We start from the raw sequence: 16966 nt of genomic DNA, 5'->3' as shown, positions 1-16966 counted from the left end.
CGCCAATTTGGTTGATGTCCTGGATGGGGTTTAGGTTAGACGTTCGACTTCGGCAAGATCGTCACAATGTGCACATTCGCTGCCAAATTGCCGACTGTCCGCTATAGGCCGGACACGGCGGCATGCGGACTATCCGCCTAGGAGGTCTTTTTCTCCTGAAGCTTCCGGTCGCATCCGGCCCAACGCTGTTGGTCATCCGGCAAGCTGGCCAGGCCACATTCGACGGCTTCTACGGCGACGCACCATGGTGGCAGGTTTCTCCATGAGCGACCTCTGATGGAACGTCAGACGCTTCCCGATCGTTCATTGAGCCGGAGGGCCGACCGAAGGCGTTTGTCTGCTCGACGGACAGCGGTCGAAGGTGCATTCTGGCTCCGCGCTCATTGCAGGCCTGTTGCGGAAGTTGAGTGGTCCGGCGGTGTAAGCTGTGGTTTCTGCGGGGCCTCTCTGAAGAGGAGACATTCCATGAAGATTCTCGGCACCATGCTTGCTAAGTCGATGGCGATGACCGGATGCATCGGCGTGGCAGCGGCCGATCCCTGGAAGGATGAAAGCGGCCATGGGCGTTGGATGGGCCGCTATGAACAAGGTGGAGACTACAGGCGGACACACCGCTACTATCGCGAGCACCGTTACGGACGTCGCGCTTACAAGGAGGAATACCGCCGCGGCCGGTGCAAAATCGAGCGAAAGTGGGAGGAAGACGAGTACAAGGAAGAGATCAAGTGTAAGCGCGGCTGGAGGCGCCCAGCCTACGTCTATCGCTACTGACGCCGAACGAGCTTCGGAAACCGAAAAGCCACATCCTTCTGCTGCGCCGAAACCGTGCCACCGGCGCGGCAATTCTACAAGCGGAGCAAAAAGCCGCGCATGCCGGAGACCACATCCGCACCGGACAGTGACCCCGAGGACCACGCCTCAGCCGACCTCAAGTCCGGCAGGAACGTGTTTCCCGTATCCGATGGCGCGGCTTTCGCGCGGTCAGGGAAGGCACTTGCTAAACTCGGCCGGGCCTTTCTGAAATTTAGCGAGGCATTGCGCGACGACGTGGCGGCTGCGTCACGTCGAGCGGCCAAGAGGCTCCGCATACTCGGCCGCGACGCCGCGCAGCGGCTGCGTGATCTGGACCACTCCACTGCGAAACGGAGGGCCGGCGCGCTGGCGCAGCGTTCCGCAGCCGTCTGGTCGCGGCTGGTGCGCCCGCGCGCGCCCATGCCCGAGATAAGATCCGCGGAAGGTAACAAACGGCGCCGGCGGAAGCTCGTCCTGCGAAGTCTTGCGGCAACAGGTGCAGCATCCCTGATTTTTTTCGTTGGCGTCTTTGCCTGGGCGCTAGGCGATGTGCCGTGGGACGAAATCGCGGAAGGCACGCTCAGACCGGTGGTGGTGCTCGAGACCTCCGATGGAAAGCCATTGGTGAGGCAGGGGCCGATCCAAGGACCCTACGCGACACACGAGGATTTTCCGCGCCATTTGATCGACGCGGTGCTCACTGCCGAGGATCGGCGCTTCTACGACCATTCGGGCATCGACCTGCGGGGTATTTCTCGGGCTCTGTACCGCAACGTGGGAGCCGGCGAGGTCGTTCAGGGCGGCAGCACCATCACCCAGCAGCTGATCAAGATCCTCTATCTGGAGCGGGACCGCACCTGGAAGCGGAAAATTCAAGAAGCGGTGATCGCTTTCTGGCTGGAGCGGAAACTCGGCAAGGACGAAGTCCTGACGCGATATCTCAACAACATCTACCTCGGGGCGGGTGCAACCGGCGTTCCCGCGGCCGCTCGCATCTATTTCGACAAAGAGGTGCGCGAACTGGATCTCGGCGAATCCGCGATGCTTGCCGGCATCATCCGTGCGCCTTCGCAACTCAACCCGGTGACGAACCCGGAGCGCGCCCGCCGACAGGCAGAAATCGTGCTCGACGCCATGCTGAAAGGCGGCAGGATCACCGCTGGGCAAGCGAAGTCCGCGACCGCCGAGTTCGCCGATCTCCGCCCGACGAGCCCGGCGGCGCGTTCCGGCAGCTGGTTCGCCGACTGGGTGATGCAGGAGGCGCGCGAGCTTGCCGGACCTTACCGTGGCACGATCAAGGTCAAGACCACGATGGTGCCGCAGCTGCAGGCGATCGCCGAGAAGGTCGTGGCCGAAGCGCTCGACCGCGAAGGCCGGCAGGCGGGCGCATCGCAGGCCGCGCTCGTGGCGATGGCGCCGGACGGCGCCGTGGTCGCCATGGTCGGCGGGCGCGACTACGGCAAGAGCACGTTCAACCGCGCCGCGATGGCCATGCGCCAGCCCGGCTCGGCGTTCAAGCTGTTTGTCTACTATGCGGCGATGAAGGCAGGCGTCACACCATTCGACCGGATCGAGGATGCGCCGATCGAAATCAATGGCTGGTCCCCGGAAAACTATGGCGGCGGCTATAGCGGCCGGGTCAGCATAGCCGAGGCGTTTGCGCGGTCATTGAACGCGGCGACCGTGGCACTAGCCATGGAAATCGGGATCGACAAGGTTATCGCCGCAGCGCGGGAACTGGGTATCAACGCACCATTGGCTGAAACACCCAGCCTGGCGCTCGGCACGTTTGAGGTGACCCTGCTCGACCTTACCGGCGCCTATGCCTCGGTCCGGGCAGGCGTCGCGCCGATTGAGCCATGGGGGATCGTTTCCTTCCATGCCGACGGTCAGCCGCGCGCCTTCCGCGTTGGACCGTCCGGACAGCCCACATCCGATCTGCGCCACCATCAGCGGGACTTGGTCGGCCTACTGAGGTTGGTCGTCGAGAAGGGGACGGGCCGAGAAGCCGATTTCGGAGCCTTCGCGGCGGGCAAGACCGGCACTAGTCAAAACCATCGCGACGCCTGGTTTGTCGGCTTCACCGAGCCGTTGGTAGTGGGGGTCTGGGTCGGCAACGATGACGAGACGCCGATGTCGCAGGTGACGGGCGGCAAGCTGCCGGCGCGGATCTGGCGGAATTTCATGAGCGCTGCTCTTGCCGCACCCGAAGACAGTGCACCTGGTCCCGACGCGGTCGCGGCTAGCTCGGCCGCGGACGGGGAAGCTCCCGCCTGCAATTTCCGGGCATGCGCGCGCACCTATCGCTCGTTCCGCGCGACCGATTGCACGTTTCAGCCTTACAGCGGCCCACGCAGGCTATGCGAGAAGTAGGCTTGGCCGTATCCCGGTTATCCCGAGCGCTGCTGCGGTGCAGGACCTTTGATCGTGGAGGGACAGAGGGGGGCGCGAAGGATCGCTTACAGAGCGCTTTTATTCTGGGCCGCCGCATTCTTCGGCGGATGCCGCGGCCCCAATGGATCTCGATGGGACTGCATTGCCTCAACCCGAGAAGCGGAGCGCATCGACGAGCAGGGCGAAAGCCGGCGACGCTTGACGGCGGCTTGGATAGTAGAGGTGATATCCCGGCCAGGGCGGTGACCACTCATCCAGCACCCGCATCAGGCGGCCGCTTTCCAGATGATGCTCCGCGACATCCTCCGGCACATAGGCGAGGCCGCAACCAGCCAGCGCGGCCTCAAGAATCTCGAGGGTGCCATTGAGGACGATCTGGCCGTCCACCCGCACCTTCAGTTCGCGACCGTCGCGCTCGAAATCCCAGGCCCAAAGCCCGCCATTGATGGAAAAGCGCTGGTTGATGCAAACGTGGCCGGTCAGATCCTGCGGCGTCGTTGGCGGCGGCCGCTTGGCGAAATACGACTTTGTCCCGACGACGGCGAAGCGGATGTCCGGTCCGACGCGCACCGCGATCATGTCTTTTGCAACACGCTCTCCCATGCGCACACCCGCGTCGAACCGTTCGGCAGCAATATCCGTCAGTGCGTTGTCGAGGAAGACCTCGACGGTGACGTCGGGATAGTCCGGCAGGAGCTTCGCCAGTTTCGGCCAGATGACGGCGTTGAACGCGTGATCGCTTGCCGTGAGCCGAATGGTGCCGGCGGGCTTCTCCCGCAATTCGCTCAAGGCTTCGACTTCGGCCTCGATCTCCTCAAAGCGCGGACCGATATTGCGCAGCAGCCGCTCGCCGGCTTCTGTAGGTGAAACGCTGCGGGTCGTTCTCGTCAGCAGCCGAATGCCCAGGCGCTCTTCCAGATCGCGGATCGTGTGGCTGAGCGTGGACTGCGAAATTCCGAGCTGCGCAGCGGCGCGCGTGAAGCTGCCCTCGCGCGCAACCACCAGAAAGGCCAGAAGCATATCGAGTCGTCCGCGCTGCATTTATAGCTCCCTCCCATAAGTTTGTGCGGATTATACGGAATGATCGAGCGAACAGCACACGCTCAATCGATCGTGATTGCCGAGAGCAGCGCAAATTTCCCGAACGGCGGCGCGAATCCGGCTGAGCAATAACGAAGGAAGAACCGGCGGCAGTTCATTCGCGTCGCTGCCATTCATGGCCCCGACCGATAGGTCCTATCGGGGAGCGGGCGCTAATCAAGGCGCCTCAAGCGCCCTAAGCTTTAGCGTCGCACGCACGCAGTGTGCCTTCGGGTCGGGGGGGCATCCATATCTTGGGCCGCGAATTGGCGGATCATCACGAAAGCGACAATCGACATGTCTGATAGCCAAGGAACTTCGACAGCCAGTTCAGACATAACGCGCCGGGAGCTCATGCAAGCGGCTGCTGTGATTGGCGGTGCTGTTTTGGGAGAACAACTCGTGCCCGGAGCTATATCGCCGGCGCTGGCACAGGCTGCCGGCGCCGCGACGGCGCCGCTCGATGTATCGCTGCGCATCAACGGGACGGAGCACCGGCTTTCGCTCGATCCGCGCACGACGCTGCTGGATGCGCTGCGCGAGCACCTGCATCTGACAGGCTCGAAGAAGGGCTGCGGCCTCGGCCAGTGCGGCGCCTGCACGGTGTTGATGGATGGCATGCGCGTGAAGGCGTGCCTCTCGCTCGCAGCGCTCGCTCAGGGCCGCGACATCAAAACCATCGAAGGACTGGCGCAGGGCGAGGAGCTCCACCCGCTGCAGGCGTCCTTCATCGAGCGCGATGCCTTCCAGTGCGGCTATTGCACGTCGGGGCAGATCATGGCCGGCGTCGCCTGCATCAGCGAAGGCCATGCCGGGTCGCCGCAGGAGATCCGCGAATGGATGAGCGGCAATCTCTGCCGCTGCGGCGCCTACGACCATATCGTCGCGGCCATCCAGGACGCGGCTGCCGTGTCCAGCTCGACGCAGGAGGGCTGAGCCATGCATCCCTTTGTGCTCGAACGTCCGCGTGATCTCTCCGCCGCACTTAGCTTTGGCGCCCAGGCCGGCCGCAATGATGCGCCGGTCGAATACATCGCCGGCGGCACCGACATGGTGCAGCTTCTGCAGGAGTATGTCCGCCGACCGGATCGGCTTGTGAGCCTGGCGGGAGTTCTCGACGACGGCATCGAGATCGGTCCGCAAGGCCTGAGGCTTGGCGCCGCCGCCACGATGGCGGAGGTGGCCGCCCATCAAGCTGTGGTCGAGCATTTCCCTCTCATATCCCAGGCGCTGCTGAATTCGGCGAGCCCGCAGGTCCGCAACCAGGCGACGATGGGCGGCAATCTGCTTCAGCGCACACGCTGTCCCTACTTTCGCGATGTCGGCTACGAGGCATGCAACAAGCGCGTGCCTGGCTCCGGTTGCGCCGCCCTGGATGGCGAGAACCGCTGGCACGCAGTGCTCGGCACGAGCGACGACTGTATCGCCGTTCACCCGTCGGACCTCGCGGTTGCCCTGGTGGCGCTCGATGCATCGGTCGAGCTGCGAGGAACTGGCGGTGATCGTTCCGTGCCGCTCTCCGATCTCCATCGCCTTCCCCGCGATACGCCGCACCTCGAAGCCGTCCTCGAGCCGGGCGAAGTGATCACCGCGATCACGGTCCCGGCCACTGCGGCAGGACTGCGATCTCACTATCTCAAGGTACGCGATCGCGCCTCCTTCGAGTTCGCCGTCGTCTCGGCCGCGGTCGCAATCGAGACGGACGGCGCTCGCATCCGGCAGGCCCGGGTAGCGCTCGGTGGCGTTGGGACGAAACCCTGGCGCCTGCCGAACGTCGAGACCGCTCTCGCGGGCGCCGACTTCGAGCCAGCGGTGCTCCGCCAGGCGGCGGCGCTCGCAGCAGAAGGCACACGGGGTCGCGGCCACAACGACTTCAAGATCGAACTCATGCAACGCGCCATCGTGCGTGCGGTCGAAATCGCGGGAGCACGCGCATGACTGCTGCCTTGATCGGAAAATCCGTCAGCCGCGTCGATGGCCGCCTGAAAGTTACCGGCGCTGCGACCTATGCCGCCGAGTTCGAGGTGGCGAACCTCGCTTATGCCGCCGTCGTCAGGAGCATTGTCGCGAACGGCCGCATTGCTATCGACACGGCGGAGGCCGAACGCGCGCCCGGCGTAATCGCAGTTGTGACACACCGAAACGCGCCCAGGCTCGCCTACCAGCCGCATAAAGGCCTCCCCGACGCAGCCGTTGGCGAGCGCCTGCATGTGCTGCAGGACGACGGGGTGAATCACCAGGGCCAGCCGATCGCGCTGGTGGTCGCCGACACACTTGAACAGGCGGTTCACGCGGCCGAGGTCGTGCGGGTTACTTACCGGAATGAAGCGGCGGCCACCGACATGGAAAGCGTCGATCCAGTTCTGCCTTCCGGGAAACCGGCCGAGTGGGAGATACGGCGAGGCGAACCCGACAGCGCATTCGAACAAGCGGAATTCCGGGTCGACCAGACCTATGTGATCCCGCGCGAGAACCACAATCCGATCGAGATGTTCGCCACCATTGCCGCATGGGAGGGCAACAGCCTGACACTGTGGGACAAGACACAGTGGGTGCACAACGTTGCCGAGGAGATCGCCGCCGTGTTCGACATCGCTGCCGAGAACGTGCGTGTCATCTCGCCCTTCGTCGGCGGCGCGTTCGGCTCGGGGCTGCGTTGCTGGCCGCATGTCACGCTGGCGGCACTGGGCGCCCGTGTGGCTGGCCGGCCAGTCAAGCTGGTGCTGTCACGGCGGGAAATGTATTATGGCGTCGGCTACCGTCCGCACACGGTGCAGCGGACCGCGCTTGGCGCCTCCCGTGACGGCCAGCTCCAGGCCATCCGGCACGAGGGCTACCAGGAGACGTCGACCTACGAGGAGTTCACCGAGGCGCTGCTCAGCGCGACCCGGTTCCTGCACTCCTGCCCGAACGTCCACACGCGCCATCGCATCGCGCCGATGAACGTCCACACGCCGACCTACATGCGCGCGCCCGGCGAGGCGAGCGGCATGTATGCGCTCGAATCGGCCATGGACGAGTTGGCGGTCGCGCTGCGCATGGATCCCGTCGAACTGCGGCTGCGCAACGAGCCGGACCGGGACGAATTCAAGGACCTCCCGTTCTCGAGCCGATCGACCAGGGAATGCTACCGGGCCGCCGCCGAGCGGTTCGGGTGGAGCCAAAGAACGGCTGAGCCACGCTCCATGCGCGACGGGCGGATGCTGATCGGCTGGGGCATGGCGAGCGCCACCTATCCGATGAACTATGCACCCGCCTCGGCCCTGGCCCGACTCTTGCCGGACGGCACTGCCGAAGTGATGAGCGCGGCGAGCGACATGGGACCCGGCACATGGACATCGATGACGCAGGTCGCGGCGGACACGCTGGGCATGCCGATCGAGCGGGTCAAGTTCACGCTTGGCGACACCCGCCTGCCGCGCGCGCCTATCCACGGCGGTTCCATGACCATGGCGAGCGTCGGCAGTGCGGTGCAGGCGGCTTGCCGCAAGGCGCGCGCCGACGCGCTGGCACGCGCCGGCGCCAACGATATTGAAGACGCCATGAAGCGTCTCGGCCAAGTCATCGAGGCAACGGCTGACGTCGCTCCCGGAGATGGGTCAAAGCGGTTTTCCATGCACGCCTTTGGCGCCGTGTTCGTGGAGGTTGCCGTCGATCCCGATCTCGGCGAGACGCGCGTGCGGCGCATCGTCGGCGCCTATGGCGCCGGCCGCGTCGTCAACCCGAAGATCGCGCGCAGCCAGTGCATCGGCGGCATGATCGGCGGCATCGGCATGGCTCTCATGGAGCACTCGGTTGTCGACCCCCGCAACGGACGCGTCACCAATGCCAATCTCGCCGAATACGCCGTGCCGGTGCACGCCGACGCGCCGCCTGTCATGGACGTGATCTTCGTCGACGAGCACGACCCGCACGTGAACCCGCTCGGCGTGAAAGGCCTCGGCGAGATCGCGCTGGTCGGCGTCGCGCCAGCGATCGCCAATGCCATTTTCCACGCTACCGGAAAGCGCGTCCGCGAGCTGCCCATCACGCCGGACAAGCTGCTCTGACCGTCGAAAGCAAAGGGGCTTGAGACATGATCCTCACCCGCAGAGACGTCCTTGCCGCGACAAGTGGTTTCGCTGCTTTGGCTGCAGCAGGCCAGGTTGGCGCAGCTTCTGTTCAAGGAAGGAATGAGACAATGAAGATCACTCGAGTTGGGTCGCAGCCGTCCGGCCCCGGGCCGGCCGATTACTTTACCGGAGCCGTGCGCATCGATCCGCTCTTCCAGGCGCCCGAGCCGGCCCGCGTCGGTGGCGCCAGTGTCACGTTCGAGCCTGGCGCCCGCACCGCCTGGCACACGCACCCACTCGGCCAGACACTGATCGTCACGGCCGGTCTCGGCCGGGTCCAGCGCGAAGGCGCGCCAGTCGAAGAAATCCGGCCGGGTGACGTCGTCTGGATTCCGCCTGGCGTGAAGCATTGGCACGGCGCGTCCGCGACAACGGCGATGACGCATCTCGCTGTCCAGGAATCCCTTGATGGCAAGCCGGTCGAATGGCTGGAGAAAGTCAGCGAAGAAGAATACCGCAGCTGAACCTTGCCGGCCCCGGCGTCTCGTTGATGGCAGGGTCTCGCTTCTGGTATCCAGAACATCAAGAAGATCGCACTGGCGCCAAGTCGCTTGCCAAGCCCGCCTGAGGCCCAGCACCTCCTGACAAACATCCCTGACGCCCGACAACCAAAACGCCGCCGTCGGATAAGAAAAACCCGCCGAAAATCGACGGGGTTTGTCAGCGATCTGAGGCGGGGCCGAAAGGGGCGCCGCCTGCCTGTATCATCCGCTGTTGCGGCTGGCCGGCATCAGCGTGCAGCGGCCGCAGCGCCTTGCGCGGCCTGATCGATGACGTCGGCCACCACCTTCGGCTGGGTCATGAAGACAGCATGGCTGGCCTCGACTTCCGTGATCGTCGCGCCGATGCGCTCCGCCATGCTGAACAGCATCTTCTGGTCGAACGCCTTGTCCTTCGTGGCGATGACCGCCCAGCTCGGCCTGGTCCGCCAGGCGGCGTTACTGAGCTTGGTCGCAAACACGGACATGTTGATCGGCACCTGCGAGTCGCGCAGGAACGCTGCATCCGCGTCGCTGGCGTCCGCCGCGAAGCCCGCCTTGAACTTCTCGAGATTCAGGAAGCCGAAACCGTCCTCCTGCGTGTCGATGACGAACTCCGGAGGCGTGGTGAACCCGTCATACTGTTGAGCCGTCGTCTCGCCGGCGTCGGGCGACAGCGCTGAGACATAAACGAGGCCAGCCACCTTGGGGTGGACGCCTGCCTCGGTAATGACGGTGCCGCCCCAGGAATGACCGACGAGGATGCTCGGACCGTCCTGGCGATCCAGGGCCCGCCTGGTTGCTGCGGCGTCGTCCGCAAGCGTGGTGAGGGGATTCTGGGCGATGGTGACGCGATAGCCGCGCGCGGTGAGCTGATCATAGACCCCGCGCCATCCCGAGCCGTCGGCGAAGGCGCCGTGCACCAGCACGACGTTCCTGATGGGCTGGGTGTCGGGAATCCGGTTGGCGGAATGCGCGAGCGTGGTGGCGGCAATGCCTGCCGCGGCGGCCGTTATGGCCAGGATGTTTCTCGTCTTGGTGTTCATGTGCCATCCTTGTTCAGCGCGACGTTAATTATCGCGATAATTGTTATTACGATAACAACTGAATGTTGTCCAGCGTAATTTTTATCGCGATATTTATTTTCGCGATGGAAGCGGCTATATGAAACGCAAGGAGCCCAATGACCGACGAAAAGACAAGCAGTCCCGTGCCGCTGGACGACCAGCTTTGCTACGCCGTCTACTCGGCGGGCATCGCCATCCAACGGCTCTACAAGCCCTTGCTTGATGCGCTGGGCCTGACCTACCCGCAATATCTCGTGCTCAACGTGCTCTGGAGCGGTGATCAGCAGACGGTGGGCGGCATCGCCGAAAGGCTGGCGCTAGACTCGAGTACGCTGACGCCCGTGCTCAAGCGGCTGGAAGCCGCCGGGCTGGTGCGCCGCACGCGGAATCCGGACAATGAACGACAGGTCGTGGTCGCCCTGACCGACCAGGGGCGCGCCATCAGATCTCGGGCCGGATGCCTTGGCGATGCGCTCCTCTCCGCATCCGGCCAGACCCCGGCGCATCTGGGCGAACTCAACCGCAACGTCAGGGGACTTCGCGACATGATCTATTCCCATGTCGGCGGCTGGAACTCGCCGGCCTGAACCGTCGTACGTCCGAAAGGGTATAGGACCCGGCTGGTGGAGCCAGGCGACGCTCGACAAGGAACTTCGGCGCATGCCCGGGAGCGGCGGTGCCGTCCAAACAGACACTCGAGCCGCCTGCTTCCCAGGGGCAGCCGAGAAGCCGGCACTGTCGAAATAGTCGCGCCAATATGCGCCACCTGTTCCGCAGCTTCTAGTTCCCCGATCTGAAATGCCATCTGGAAGTCGTGCGTGGCCGCCGGGATCGCGGCTGCGCCTGCCGTGCGGCGTGCATATGGTCGGCATCGATCCACGCAATGAATGCTTGACCTCAAGTTAACTTGAGCTTGTAGCTTTGGCTTGCAAGGATCGAAGGAGCATCGGAAATGCTGACCAATATAGATTTTCACGGACTTCGCGTAGCGGTCACGGGTGGCACGTCCGGCCTTGGACTGGCGCTTGTGCGGCAGCTCGCCGCGCAGGGTGCGAGCGTCGCCTTCGTCGCACGCACTGCCGCAAACGTCGAGCGCATCGCTGACGAGACGGGCGCACACGGCATTGTCGGCGACCTCGGCAAAAAGCATGACATCTACCCGATCGCGTTGCAGGTCACCGCGAGGCTCGGCGGGCTCGACGTTCTGGTCAACAATGCATCTAGCCTCGGGCCGGTGCCGCCTGCGCTGCTTGCCGACACCGAGTGCGAGGATCTGGAGACAGCGCTTGCGGTCAATCTCGTCGGCGCGTTTCGGCTGACCAAAGCGCTGTTCGGTGCGCTTGCCACGTCGGCGCGCGAGGGCCGTGGCGCGCTGGTGATCAACATCTCCAGCGACGCGGCGGTGAACGCCTATCCCGGCTGGGGCGCGTATGGTGCGAGCAAGGCCGCTCTTGCCCATCTGACGGCGATCTGGGACGAGGAGGCGAAAGACGATGGCATAAGGTTCCTCGCGCTCGACCCCGGCGATATGGACACCCCGTTGCACGCGCTGGCGCTTCCTGATGCCGATCCGGCCACCTTGAAGCATCCCGATCTGGCAGCTGCCGAGATCATCGAAAAGCTGCTTGACGCGTTGCCGGCCGGCGCAGCACTTCGCGCTGGGGCACCTGGATGATCGCCGCCGACCGTCCGGATCGGCGCCCCGCCAGGCTGTTGGTGGTCATGGCGGACGGCGCGATGACCGACCTGCCGCGCGCTGACCTTGCGAAGCTGTTCGGGCCCGGCGACCTGGTCGTCGCCAATGACGCCGCGACCTTGCCTGCCAGCTTGCACGGCACGCATGTCCCCAGCAGTGAAGCGATCGAGATCCGCCTGGCGGGCTGGCTGTCACTTGCCGATCCAAGGCGTTTCGTGGCGATTGCCTTCGGTGCGGGCGATCACCGCACGCGCACCGAAGATCGGCTGCATCCGCCGCCACTGTCACCGGGCAATCGCCTCCGGCTCGGCCCGCTTGAAGCCGTTGTGGATCGCCTTCTCGACCATCCTCGCCTTCTCGAGCTGCGCTTCTTAGGCAACCGCGCAACTGTGCTTGCAGGACTGGCGCAGCACGGCCGGCCGATCCAATACGCGCATGTTCCCGAGCCGTTGGCACTTTGGGATGTTTGGACGAAGATTGCCGCCCGGCCGGTCGCGTTCGAGGCGCCATCGGCAGGCTTTGCGCTCGACTGGCGCACGCTTCAAAGCTGGCGCCGGCACGACGTCGGCTTCGCGACACTCACGCATGCCACCGGCATTTCCTCGACCGGGGATCGCGCGCTCGACTCGCGCCTTCCCTTCGACGAGCCATACCGCATCCCCGAGCACACCGCGGCTGAGGTCGCGCGGGCGAAGCTGCGCGGCAGCCGCATCATCGCGGTCGGCACGAGCGTGGTGCGCGCGCTTGAGGCGGCCGCCAATCCCGATGGCAGCGTGCGTGCAGGAAATAGCATTGCCACGGGCCGCGTCGCGCGGGACACACCGCTTCGCGTGGTCGATGCGATTCTCACAGGCGTCCACCAGCCGGGCGAAAGCCATTTCGAGCTCCTGCGCGCCTTTGCCGACGATGCTCTGCTCGTCAGGGCCTCCGCGGCCTTAGCCGCGCACCGATACCGCACGCATGAATTCGGCGATTCCATGCTGCTCAATCGGCAACCGCTGGATCGATCTGCCGTCGCAACGCCCGGCGATGTCCGATGGAATCCACCATTTGCTCAGCTTACCCGCAAAGCGAGCTTGCCGACGTAGTGGGTGGCAAGCGCTCGGTGCGCGTCAATAACCCTGTCGAACGGGAATGTCCGGGCGACATGGACGTCGAACGGGCCAGAGTCGATCAGGCGGTTAAGCTTGTCGGTCGCGGCCTGGCTGCGGGCGCCGTTGTAGCGAATGAGCTCCACGCCGGGCCGGACAGTTGGATCGGGCATCACGCCGTGCGGGCAGGCGACCCGACCGCCGTCGCGCACTGACGTCAGCGCGCGGTCGGCCGCCTCACCGCTTGCGGTGACAAGGGCAGCGTCGAGGCCGCCGGCGGCGAATTCACGAGCGGCCGCCAGCACGTCCTCTTTGCGCCCGTTGACGATGGCGTCGGCGCCCAGCCGCTGCGATAGCGCCACGCCGTCATCGCCCGAAGCCACCGCCAATACGCGGGCGCCCAATCGTTTTGCGAGTTGGATGGCCATGTGCCCGATACCGCCGCTGGCGCCGAAGATCATTATCGTATCGCCCTGCTTCAGGCCGACCTCTTCCAGGCCGCTGAGCGCGGTCAACGCATCCCAGCCCATGACGCCCGCTTGCTCGACCGTGAGCTTGGCGGGGATGAGCGACACGTTGTCCGCATCCGTTACTGCGTAGGTGGCGTAGGTTCCACCCTTGGGAAGTGGCATGGATGCAGCGTACACCCGGTCGCCTTCCTTGAAGCGGCTAACTTCGCCGCCAACGGCGACGACTGCGCCCGCGCAGTCCCAGCCGAGCACATAGGGGAATCTCGACGGCATTCCGAAAGCCCCGTCGTAGCGACCCTCACGCTCGAGCGCGTCCCACGAGGCCACGCCCGCCACTTCGACCCGGATTAGGACATCGTTCGGCCCGACCTCGGGCACGGGCACGGCTCGCAGGGTAACCAACTCGGCTCCACCGAACCGGTCGATGGCGGCGGCCTGCATTGTATCCGGTTTTGCATTCGTCATGCTTTTTCTCCTAGGAATATGTTGGTGATGAAACGGCCGCCGCTTCTAACGGTCGTGAATCGAGCCTCGCCGACGTGATTTCTTGTTTCGCGCCGGCGAAGCAGGAGTTCGCTTTTCGTAGGCATTCCATGATTGGTTGATGATGATGAAGGTTTGGATCGCCTCCTGGCTCTTTTGCTGTCCTGTCGCAGACGGTCGTGCGATATCCTGCTTGAAGCAGCGCGCGAGCGAGCGCCGATCCATAAGTGGAGTCTCCAGGGCACTGATTGTTCCGACACCCCATATTTGATTTGCGCAACGCTCGGCTCGCTTGCTGTCCGAGGGAGAGCTATGATCTGGGAAGCGCGACGCCAATACGCACGGATGCGTAAGTGGTTACCTGCCGGTAAGGAGGGCAAGGTGCACAGACCCACCGAAAATGGTTTTGCAACCGCGATAAAGATGGTCTCCGGCAAGTGGAAATTAGACATCATCTGCGAACTCGGCGCGTCACCACGCAGGTTCGGCCGGCTGCGGCAGTCAATTCCGGCGATCAGCGAAAAGATGCTGACGCAGCAGTTGCGAGAACTAGAGGCAGACGGGCTTGTGAACCGAAAAGTCCATCCGGGTTCTCCCGCGAAGGTCGTCTATTCGTTGACGGAAAGCGGATCGACGCTCTGTGCTGGGGCAGAGGGCTTATGCCGCTGGGGTGAACAGTTCCGTTGCTCGGGTCAGCCGGCATGATCTTCCCCTTGACGCGTGACCCCGGGTAGGTCCGATTTTGGCTGTTCGGCCGAGGGGGCAAGGGCAGTTTTTGGGCCGCAAGGCGGATCTTCGCTTCGAGCGGTGATCTCAGATAGGAGCACAACGAGTTCCCAGGTTCATCCTGTCCGGCGCGCCAAGCCACACTTTGGGCTAGACTGCAGTGCACGCTCGGCATGCCCAGCCGTTGCTTGTGAGTCGACTTGGCTTTGAGCTGCGCTATCTAGCCCAAAATGGAGGCAGCCGTGCGTATGACGTTCCTACTGGTGACATCAGCGACAATGATGGCGACAGTCGTTGCCCACGCCGACAGTCAGTCCTCGAACAGAAGCTCGAATAGCTCGTCGAACAACGGCGTTGTGCGTGAGCGGATTGTCGAGACCTACTGTGAGGACGACTATTGTGAGACCTACGTCAAACGCAGGGTTTACCAGGACGATCGATCCTCCCGTCGTTACCAGGACTATGATCGTCGCCGCTATCGCGACCGCTACACGGATGATGACGACGACGACTAAGGAAAAGCCGGGCGCTGACGCACGCCAAGGCCCGTTTTGGGATCGGATCGGCGGCCAGCTTCTCGCATCTTGGACGCCTTTTGGCGCCACCAAGGGCGGCGATGACGCTAACGGCTTCACGACCCTTGCGGCGACGAGGATTATTTTCGCCAGAAGGGCTTGGCGATCTCGGCCTCGACCTGCCGTTTCGTCAGGCCGATGTCGTCGATCAAATGGGGATTGTCCTTCGCCATCTGCTCGAGCTCCCAGCGAAAGCGTTTGCGCTCGTCCCAGGCCGCGACAATGCTGCGCAGGGTCGCCAGGCTGTAGTGCCGACGCGACGTTCCCGCCGGCCGCACGTGCGTTCCCCGCGGCGCGGCCGGATGCGGGGCCGCTGCAAGAGTATCGTTCATAGCAACCTCCATCGGTTTGAAGGTCCAGGGACCCTCGACCTGAAAGAGGCTGAATTCTGCAGGATACGAACAGCGTCGTAATTAAGCTCTGCCAAATAGTTCTCAAAACTTCCAAACGGGCTATAGATTCGCTGCATGCAGGGATCGCGCTTTGCCTTTGGTCCGTTCGTCCTTGATTCCGGTGCGGGTACGCTGCTTCGCAACGATGTCCCCGTTGCCGTTGGCTACCGCGGGATAAAGCTGCTTGCGGCGCTCGTTGGACGAGCCGGCGAAATCCTTGGCAAGGCCGAGTTGATGGACGCGGCGTGGCCGGGCACGGCTGTCGAGGAAGGCAACCTCACCGTGCAGATCGCGCTGCTGCGAAGCTGCTTGGCCCGGCTGCAGATGGCGGCGAATGGATCGCCACGGTTCCGCGCGTCGGCTACCGCTTCACGGGGGCCGTCGAACAGCTCGGCGCGAAGCGAAAACCTTTACCGCTGCCCGGCAAGCCATCGATAGCGGTGCTGCCCTTCGTCGATGTCAGCAACGATCCCGAGCAGGAATCCTTCGCGGATGGGTTGACCGAGGACCTGATTACCGACCTGTCGAGGATCTCCGGACTGTTCGTCATCGCGCGCAACTCGGCCTTTGCCTACAAAGGAAAGACGATGGACGTGCGCGACATCGCGCAGGACCTCGGCGTGCGCTACCTGCTGGAGGGGAGCGCACGGCGCGCCGCGGGGCGCGTGCGCATCAACGCCCAGCTGGTCGACGCAGTGAGCGGCGACCATCTATGGGCAGAGCGCTTCGATCGCAGCCTGGAAGACATTTTTGCCGTTCAGGACGAGGTCACCGGCAAGATCGTCGAGGCGTTGCTCGGCAGGCTGCGCGAACCGCCGCCGCGCAATCGGCCCAAAAGTCTCGAGGCTTACGATCTCTGCGTGCGGGCACGCAAGCTGATGGATGACACGCCGCAGGCGGCGCGCGAAGCGCATCTGATGCTCACCCGCGCGGTTTCGCTCGATCCGGAATATGCCGAGGCCTATCGCTGGCTTGCCATGAATCACTGGATGGGATGGGTGCATTCTGGCGGACCTACCGAAACGTCCCGTAGCGTTGCGTTGGAGCTGGCGCGCAAAGCCGTGGCGATCGATCCGAACGATGCCGGCTGTCGCTGGGTTCTGGCTTACCTGCTTGCCTATGAGCGCAGCTTCGCCGAGGCGGATGCGGAATTCGCCAGGGCGATCGAGCTCGATCCGAACGAGGCCGATGCCTGGGCGGCATTATCCGACATTGCGGTGTTGGCCGGACGGGTCGACGAGGGCCTCGAGCACATTCGCAAGGCGTTCCGGCTGAACCCGTTTCCGGCAAGTTGGTACTATCTGACGCTCGGCCAGGCGCAATATGCGGCCGGCGAATACGAAGCCGCTGTCGAGACACTGCGCAGGGACGAGACCTATCGTACAAGCTCACGCCGCTTTCTGGCGGCAAGCCTTGCCCAACTGGGCCGGGTCGACGAGGCGCGCGCAGAGGCCGAACTGTTCCTCGTCGGCAACCCGCATTTCACAACCCGCCATTGGGCCGCGACGGAGCCATTCCGCGACGCCGCGACGCTCGAGCATTTCGTCGACGGCTTCCGCAAGGCCGGCCTTCCGGAGTGACGTTGCCGGCGTGACCTGCCAAACGCCTT

General features: G+C 64.1%; 15 protein-coding genes and 1 pseudogene. 12 read left to right on the top strand and 4 right to left on the bottom strand.

What is annotated here, in order from left to right; genetic code table 11:
* Positions 1-465: 465 nt before the first annotated feature.
* Both JG739_RS02130 and JG739_RS02125 read left to right on the top strand, forming a co-directional pair.
* Positions 466-771 (top strand): hypothetical protein, encoded by a 306-nt coding sequence (locus tag JG739_RS02130; protein ID WP_202365041.1) that lies wholly within the window; start codon positions 466-468, stop codon positions 769-771.
* 99 nt (positions 772-870) lie between these two features.
* A complete protein-coding gene (locus tag JG739_RS02125) occupies positions 871-3165 on the top strand; it encodes a PBP1A family penicillin-binding protein (RefSeq protein WP_202365040.1) in 2295 nt (764 codons plus the stop codon).
* 168 nt (positions 3166-3333) lie between these two features.
* Here the strand turns inward: JG739_RS02125 and JG739_RS02120 are convergent, their stop codons facing one another.
* Positions 3334-4227 (bottom strand): LysR family transcriptional regulator, encoded by an 894-nt coding sequence (locus JG739_RS02120; protein WP_202365039.1) that lies wholly within the window; start codon positions 4225-4227, stop codon positions 3334-3336.
* Between the two features lie 336 nt (positions 4228-4563).
* Here JG739_RS02120 and JG739_RS02115 point away from each other — a divergent pair, with 336 nt between their 5' ends.
* The 4 genes from JG739_RS02115 to JG739_RS02100 all read left to right on the top strand — a co-directional run bounded on the left by JG739_RS02115 (position 4564) and on the right by JG739_RS02100 (position 8842).
* The gene (locus tag JG739_RS02115) at positions 4564-5202 is read left to right on the top strand and encodes a (2Fe-2S)-binding protein (RefSeq protein WP_202365038.1); all 639 of its coding nucleotides are present in this window, start codon (positions 4564-4566) and stop codon (positions 5200-5202) included.
* A 3-nt stretch (positions 5203-5205) separates the two neighbouring features.
* Positions 5206-6204 (top strand): FAD binding domain-containing protein, encoded by a 999-nt coding sequence (locus JG739_RS02110; RefSeq protein WP_202365037.1) that lies wholly within the window; start codon positions 5206-5208, stop codon positions 6202-6204.
* Positions 6201-8315, top strand: a complete 2115-nt coding sequence (locus JG739_RS02105) for a xanthine dehydrogenase family protein molybdopterin-binding subunit (protein ID WP_202365036.1) — start codon at positions 6201-6203, stop codon at positions 8313-8315. The genes JG739_RS02110 and JG739_RS02105 overlap by 4 nt, the downstream gene beginning before the upstream one ends.
* 131 nt (positions 8316-8446) lie before the next feature.
* Positions 8447-8842, top strand: coding sequence for a (R)-mandelonitrile lyase (locus JG739_RS02100; protein WP_202365035.1), 396 nt, complete (start codon positions 8447-8449; stop codon positions 8840-8842).
* Positions 8843-9108: 266 nt separating this feature from the next.
* On the opposite strand, the gene JG739_RS02095 is transcribed toward JG739_RS02100, so the two are convergent.
* Positions 9109-9903 (bottom strand): alpha/beta fold hydrolase, encoded by a 795-nt coding sequence (locus JG739_RS02095; protein WP_202365034.1) that lies wholly within the window; start codon positions 9901-9903, stop codon positions 9109-9111.
* A 137-nt stretch (positions 9904-10040) separates the two neighbouring features.
* Between JG739_RS02095 and JG739_RS02090 the strand changes: the two genes are divergently transcribed.
* The 3 genes from JG739_RS02090 (at position 10041) to JG739_RS02080 (ending at position 12708) form a co-directional block, all read left to right on the top strand.
* On the top strand, positions 10041-10511 hold the full coding sequence (locus JG739_RS02090; protein WP_202365033.1) for a MarR family winged helix-turn-helix transcriptional regulator: 471 nt from the start codon (positions 10041-10043) through the stop codon (positions 10509-10511).
* A gap of 365 nt (positions 10512-10876) precedes the next feature.
* Entirely contained in the window at positions 10877-11599 is a 723-nt protein-coding gene (locus JG739_RS02085) for an SDR family NAD(P)-dependent oxidoreductase (RefSeq protein ID WP_202365032.1), read from the top strand.
* On the top strand, positions 11596-12708 hold the full coding sequence (locus tag JG739_RS02080; RefSeq protein WP_202365031.1) for an S-adenosylmethionine:tRNA ribosyltransferase-isomerase: 1113 nt from the start codon (positions 11596-11598) through the stop codon (positions 12706-12708). Before JG739_RS02085 ends, JG739_RS02080 begins: the two co-directional genes overlap by 4 nt.
* Here JG739_RS02080 and JG739_RS02075 read toward each other — a convergent pair.
* Positions 12675-13646 carry a quinone oxidoreductase family protein gene (locus tag JG739_RS02075; RefSeq protein WP_202365030.1) on the bottom strand — a complete coding sequence of 324 codons (972 nt, stop codon included), beginning with the start codon at positions 13644-13646 and terminating at the stop codon, positions 12675-12677. The two genes, JG739_RS02080 and JG739_RS02075, sit on opposite strands and share 34 nt — an antisense overlap.
* A 330-nt stretch (positions 13647-13976) precedes the next feature.
* On the opposite strand from JG739_RS02075, the gene JG739_RS02070 reads away from it, so the two are divergent.
* Both JG739_RS02070 and JG739_RS02065 read left to right on the top strand, forming a co-directional pair.
* Positions 13977-14369, top strand: coding sequence for a winged helix-turn-helix transcriptional regulator (locus tag JG739_RS02070; protein ID WP_244749667.1), 393 nt, complete (start codon positions 13977-13979; stop codon positions 14367-14369).
* 263 nt (positions 14370-14632) lie between these two features.
* A complete protein-coding gene (locus tag JG739_RS02065) occupies positions 14633-14905 on the top strand; it encodes a hypothetical protein (protein WP_446720529.1) in 273 nt (90 codons plus the stop codon).
* Positions 14906-15045: 140 nt separating this feature from the next.
* On the opposite strand, the gene JG739_RS02060 is transcribed toward JG739_RS02065, so the two are convergent.
* Positions 15046-15297, bottom strand: coding sequence for a DUF1127 domain-containing protein (locus tag JG739_RS02060; protein ID WP_244749666.1), 252 nt, complete (start codon positions 15295-15297; stop codon positions 15046-15048).
* Between the two features lie 135 nt (positions 15298-15432).
* Between JG739_RS02060 and JG739_RS02055 the strand changes: the two are divergent.
* Positions 15433-16937 (top strand): annotated as a pseudogene (locus tag JG739_RS02055) (winged helix-turn-helix domain-containing tetratricopeptide repeat protein).
* The last annotated feature ends 29 nt before the right edge of the window (positions 16938-16966 follow it).

The sequence above is a fragment of the Mesorhizobium sp. L-2-11 genome, from assembly GCF_016756595.1.
Lineage (GTDB): Bacteria > Pseudomonadota > Alphaproteobacteria > Rhizobiales > Rhizobiaceae > Mesorhizobium.
This window is presented reverse-complemented; position numbering and strand designations above follow the sequence as displayed.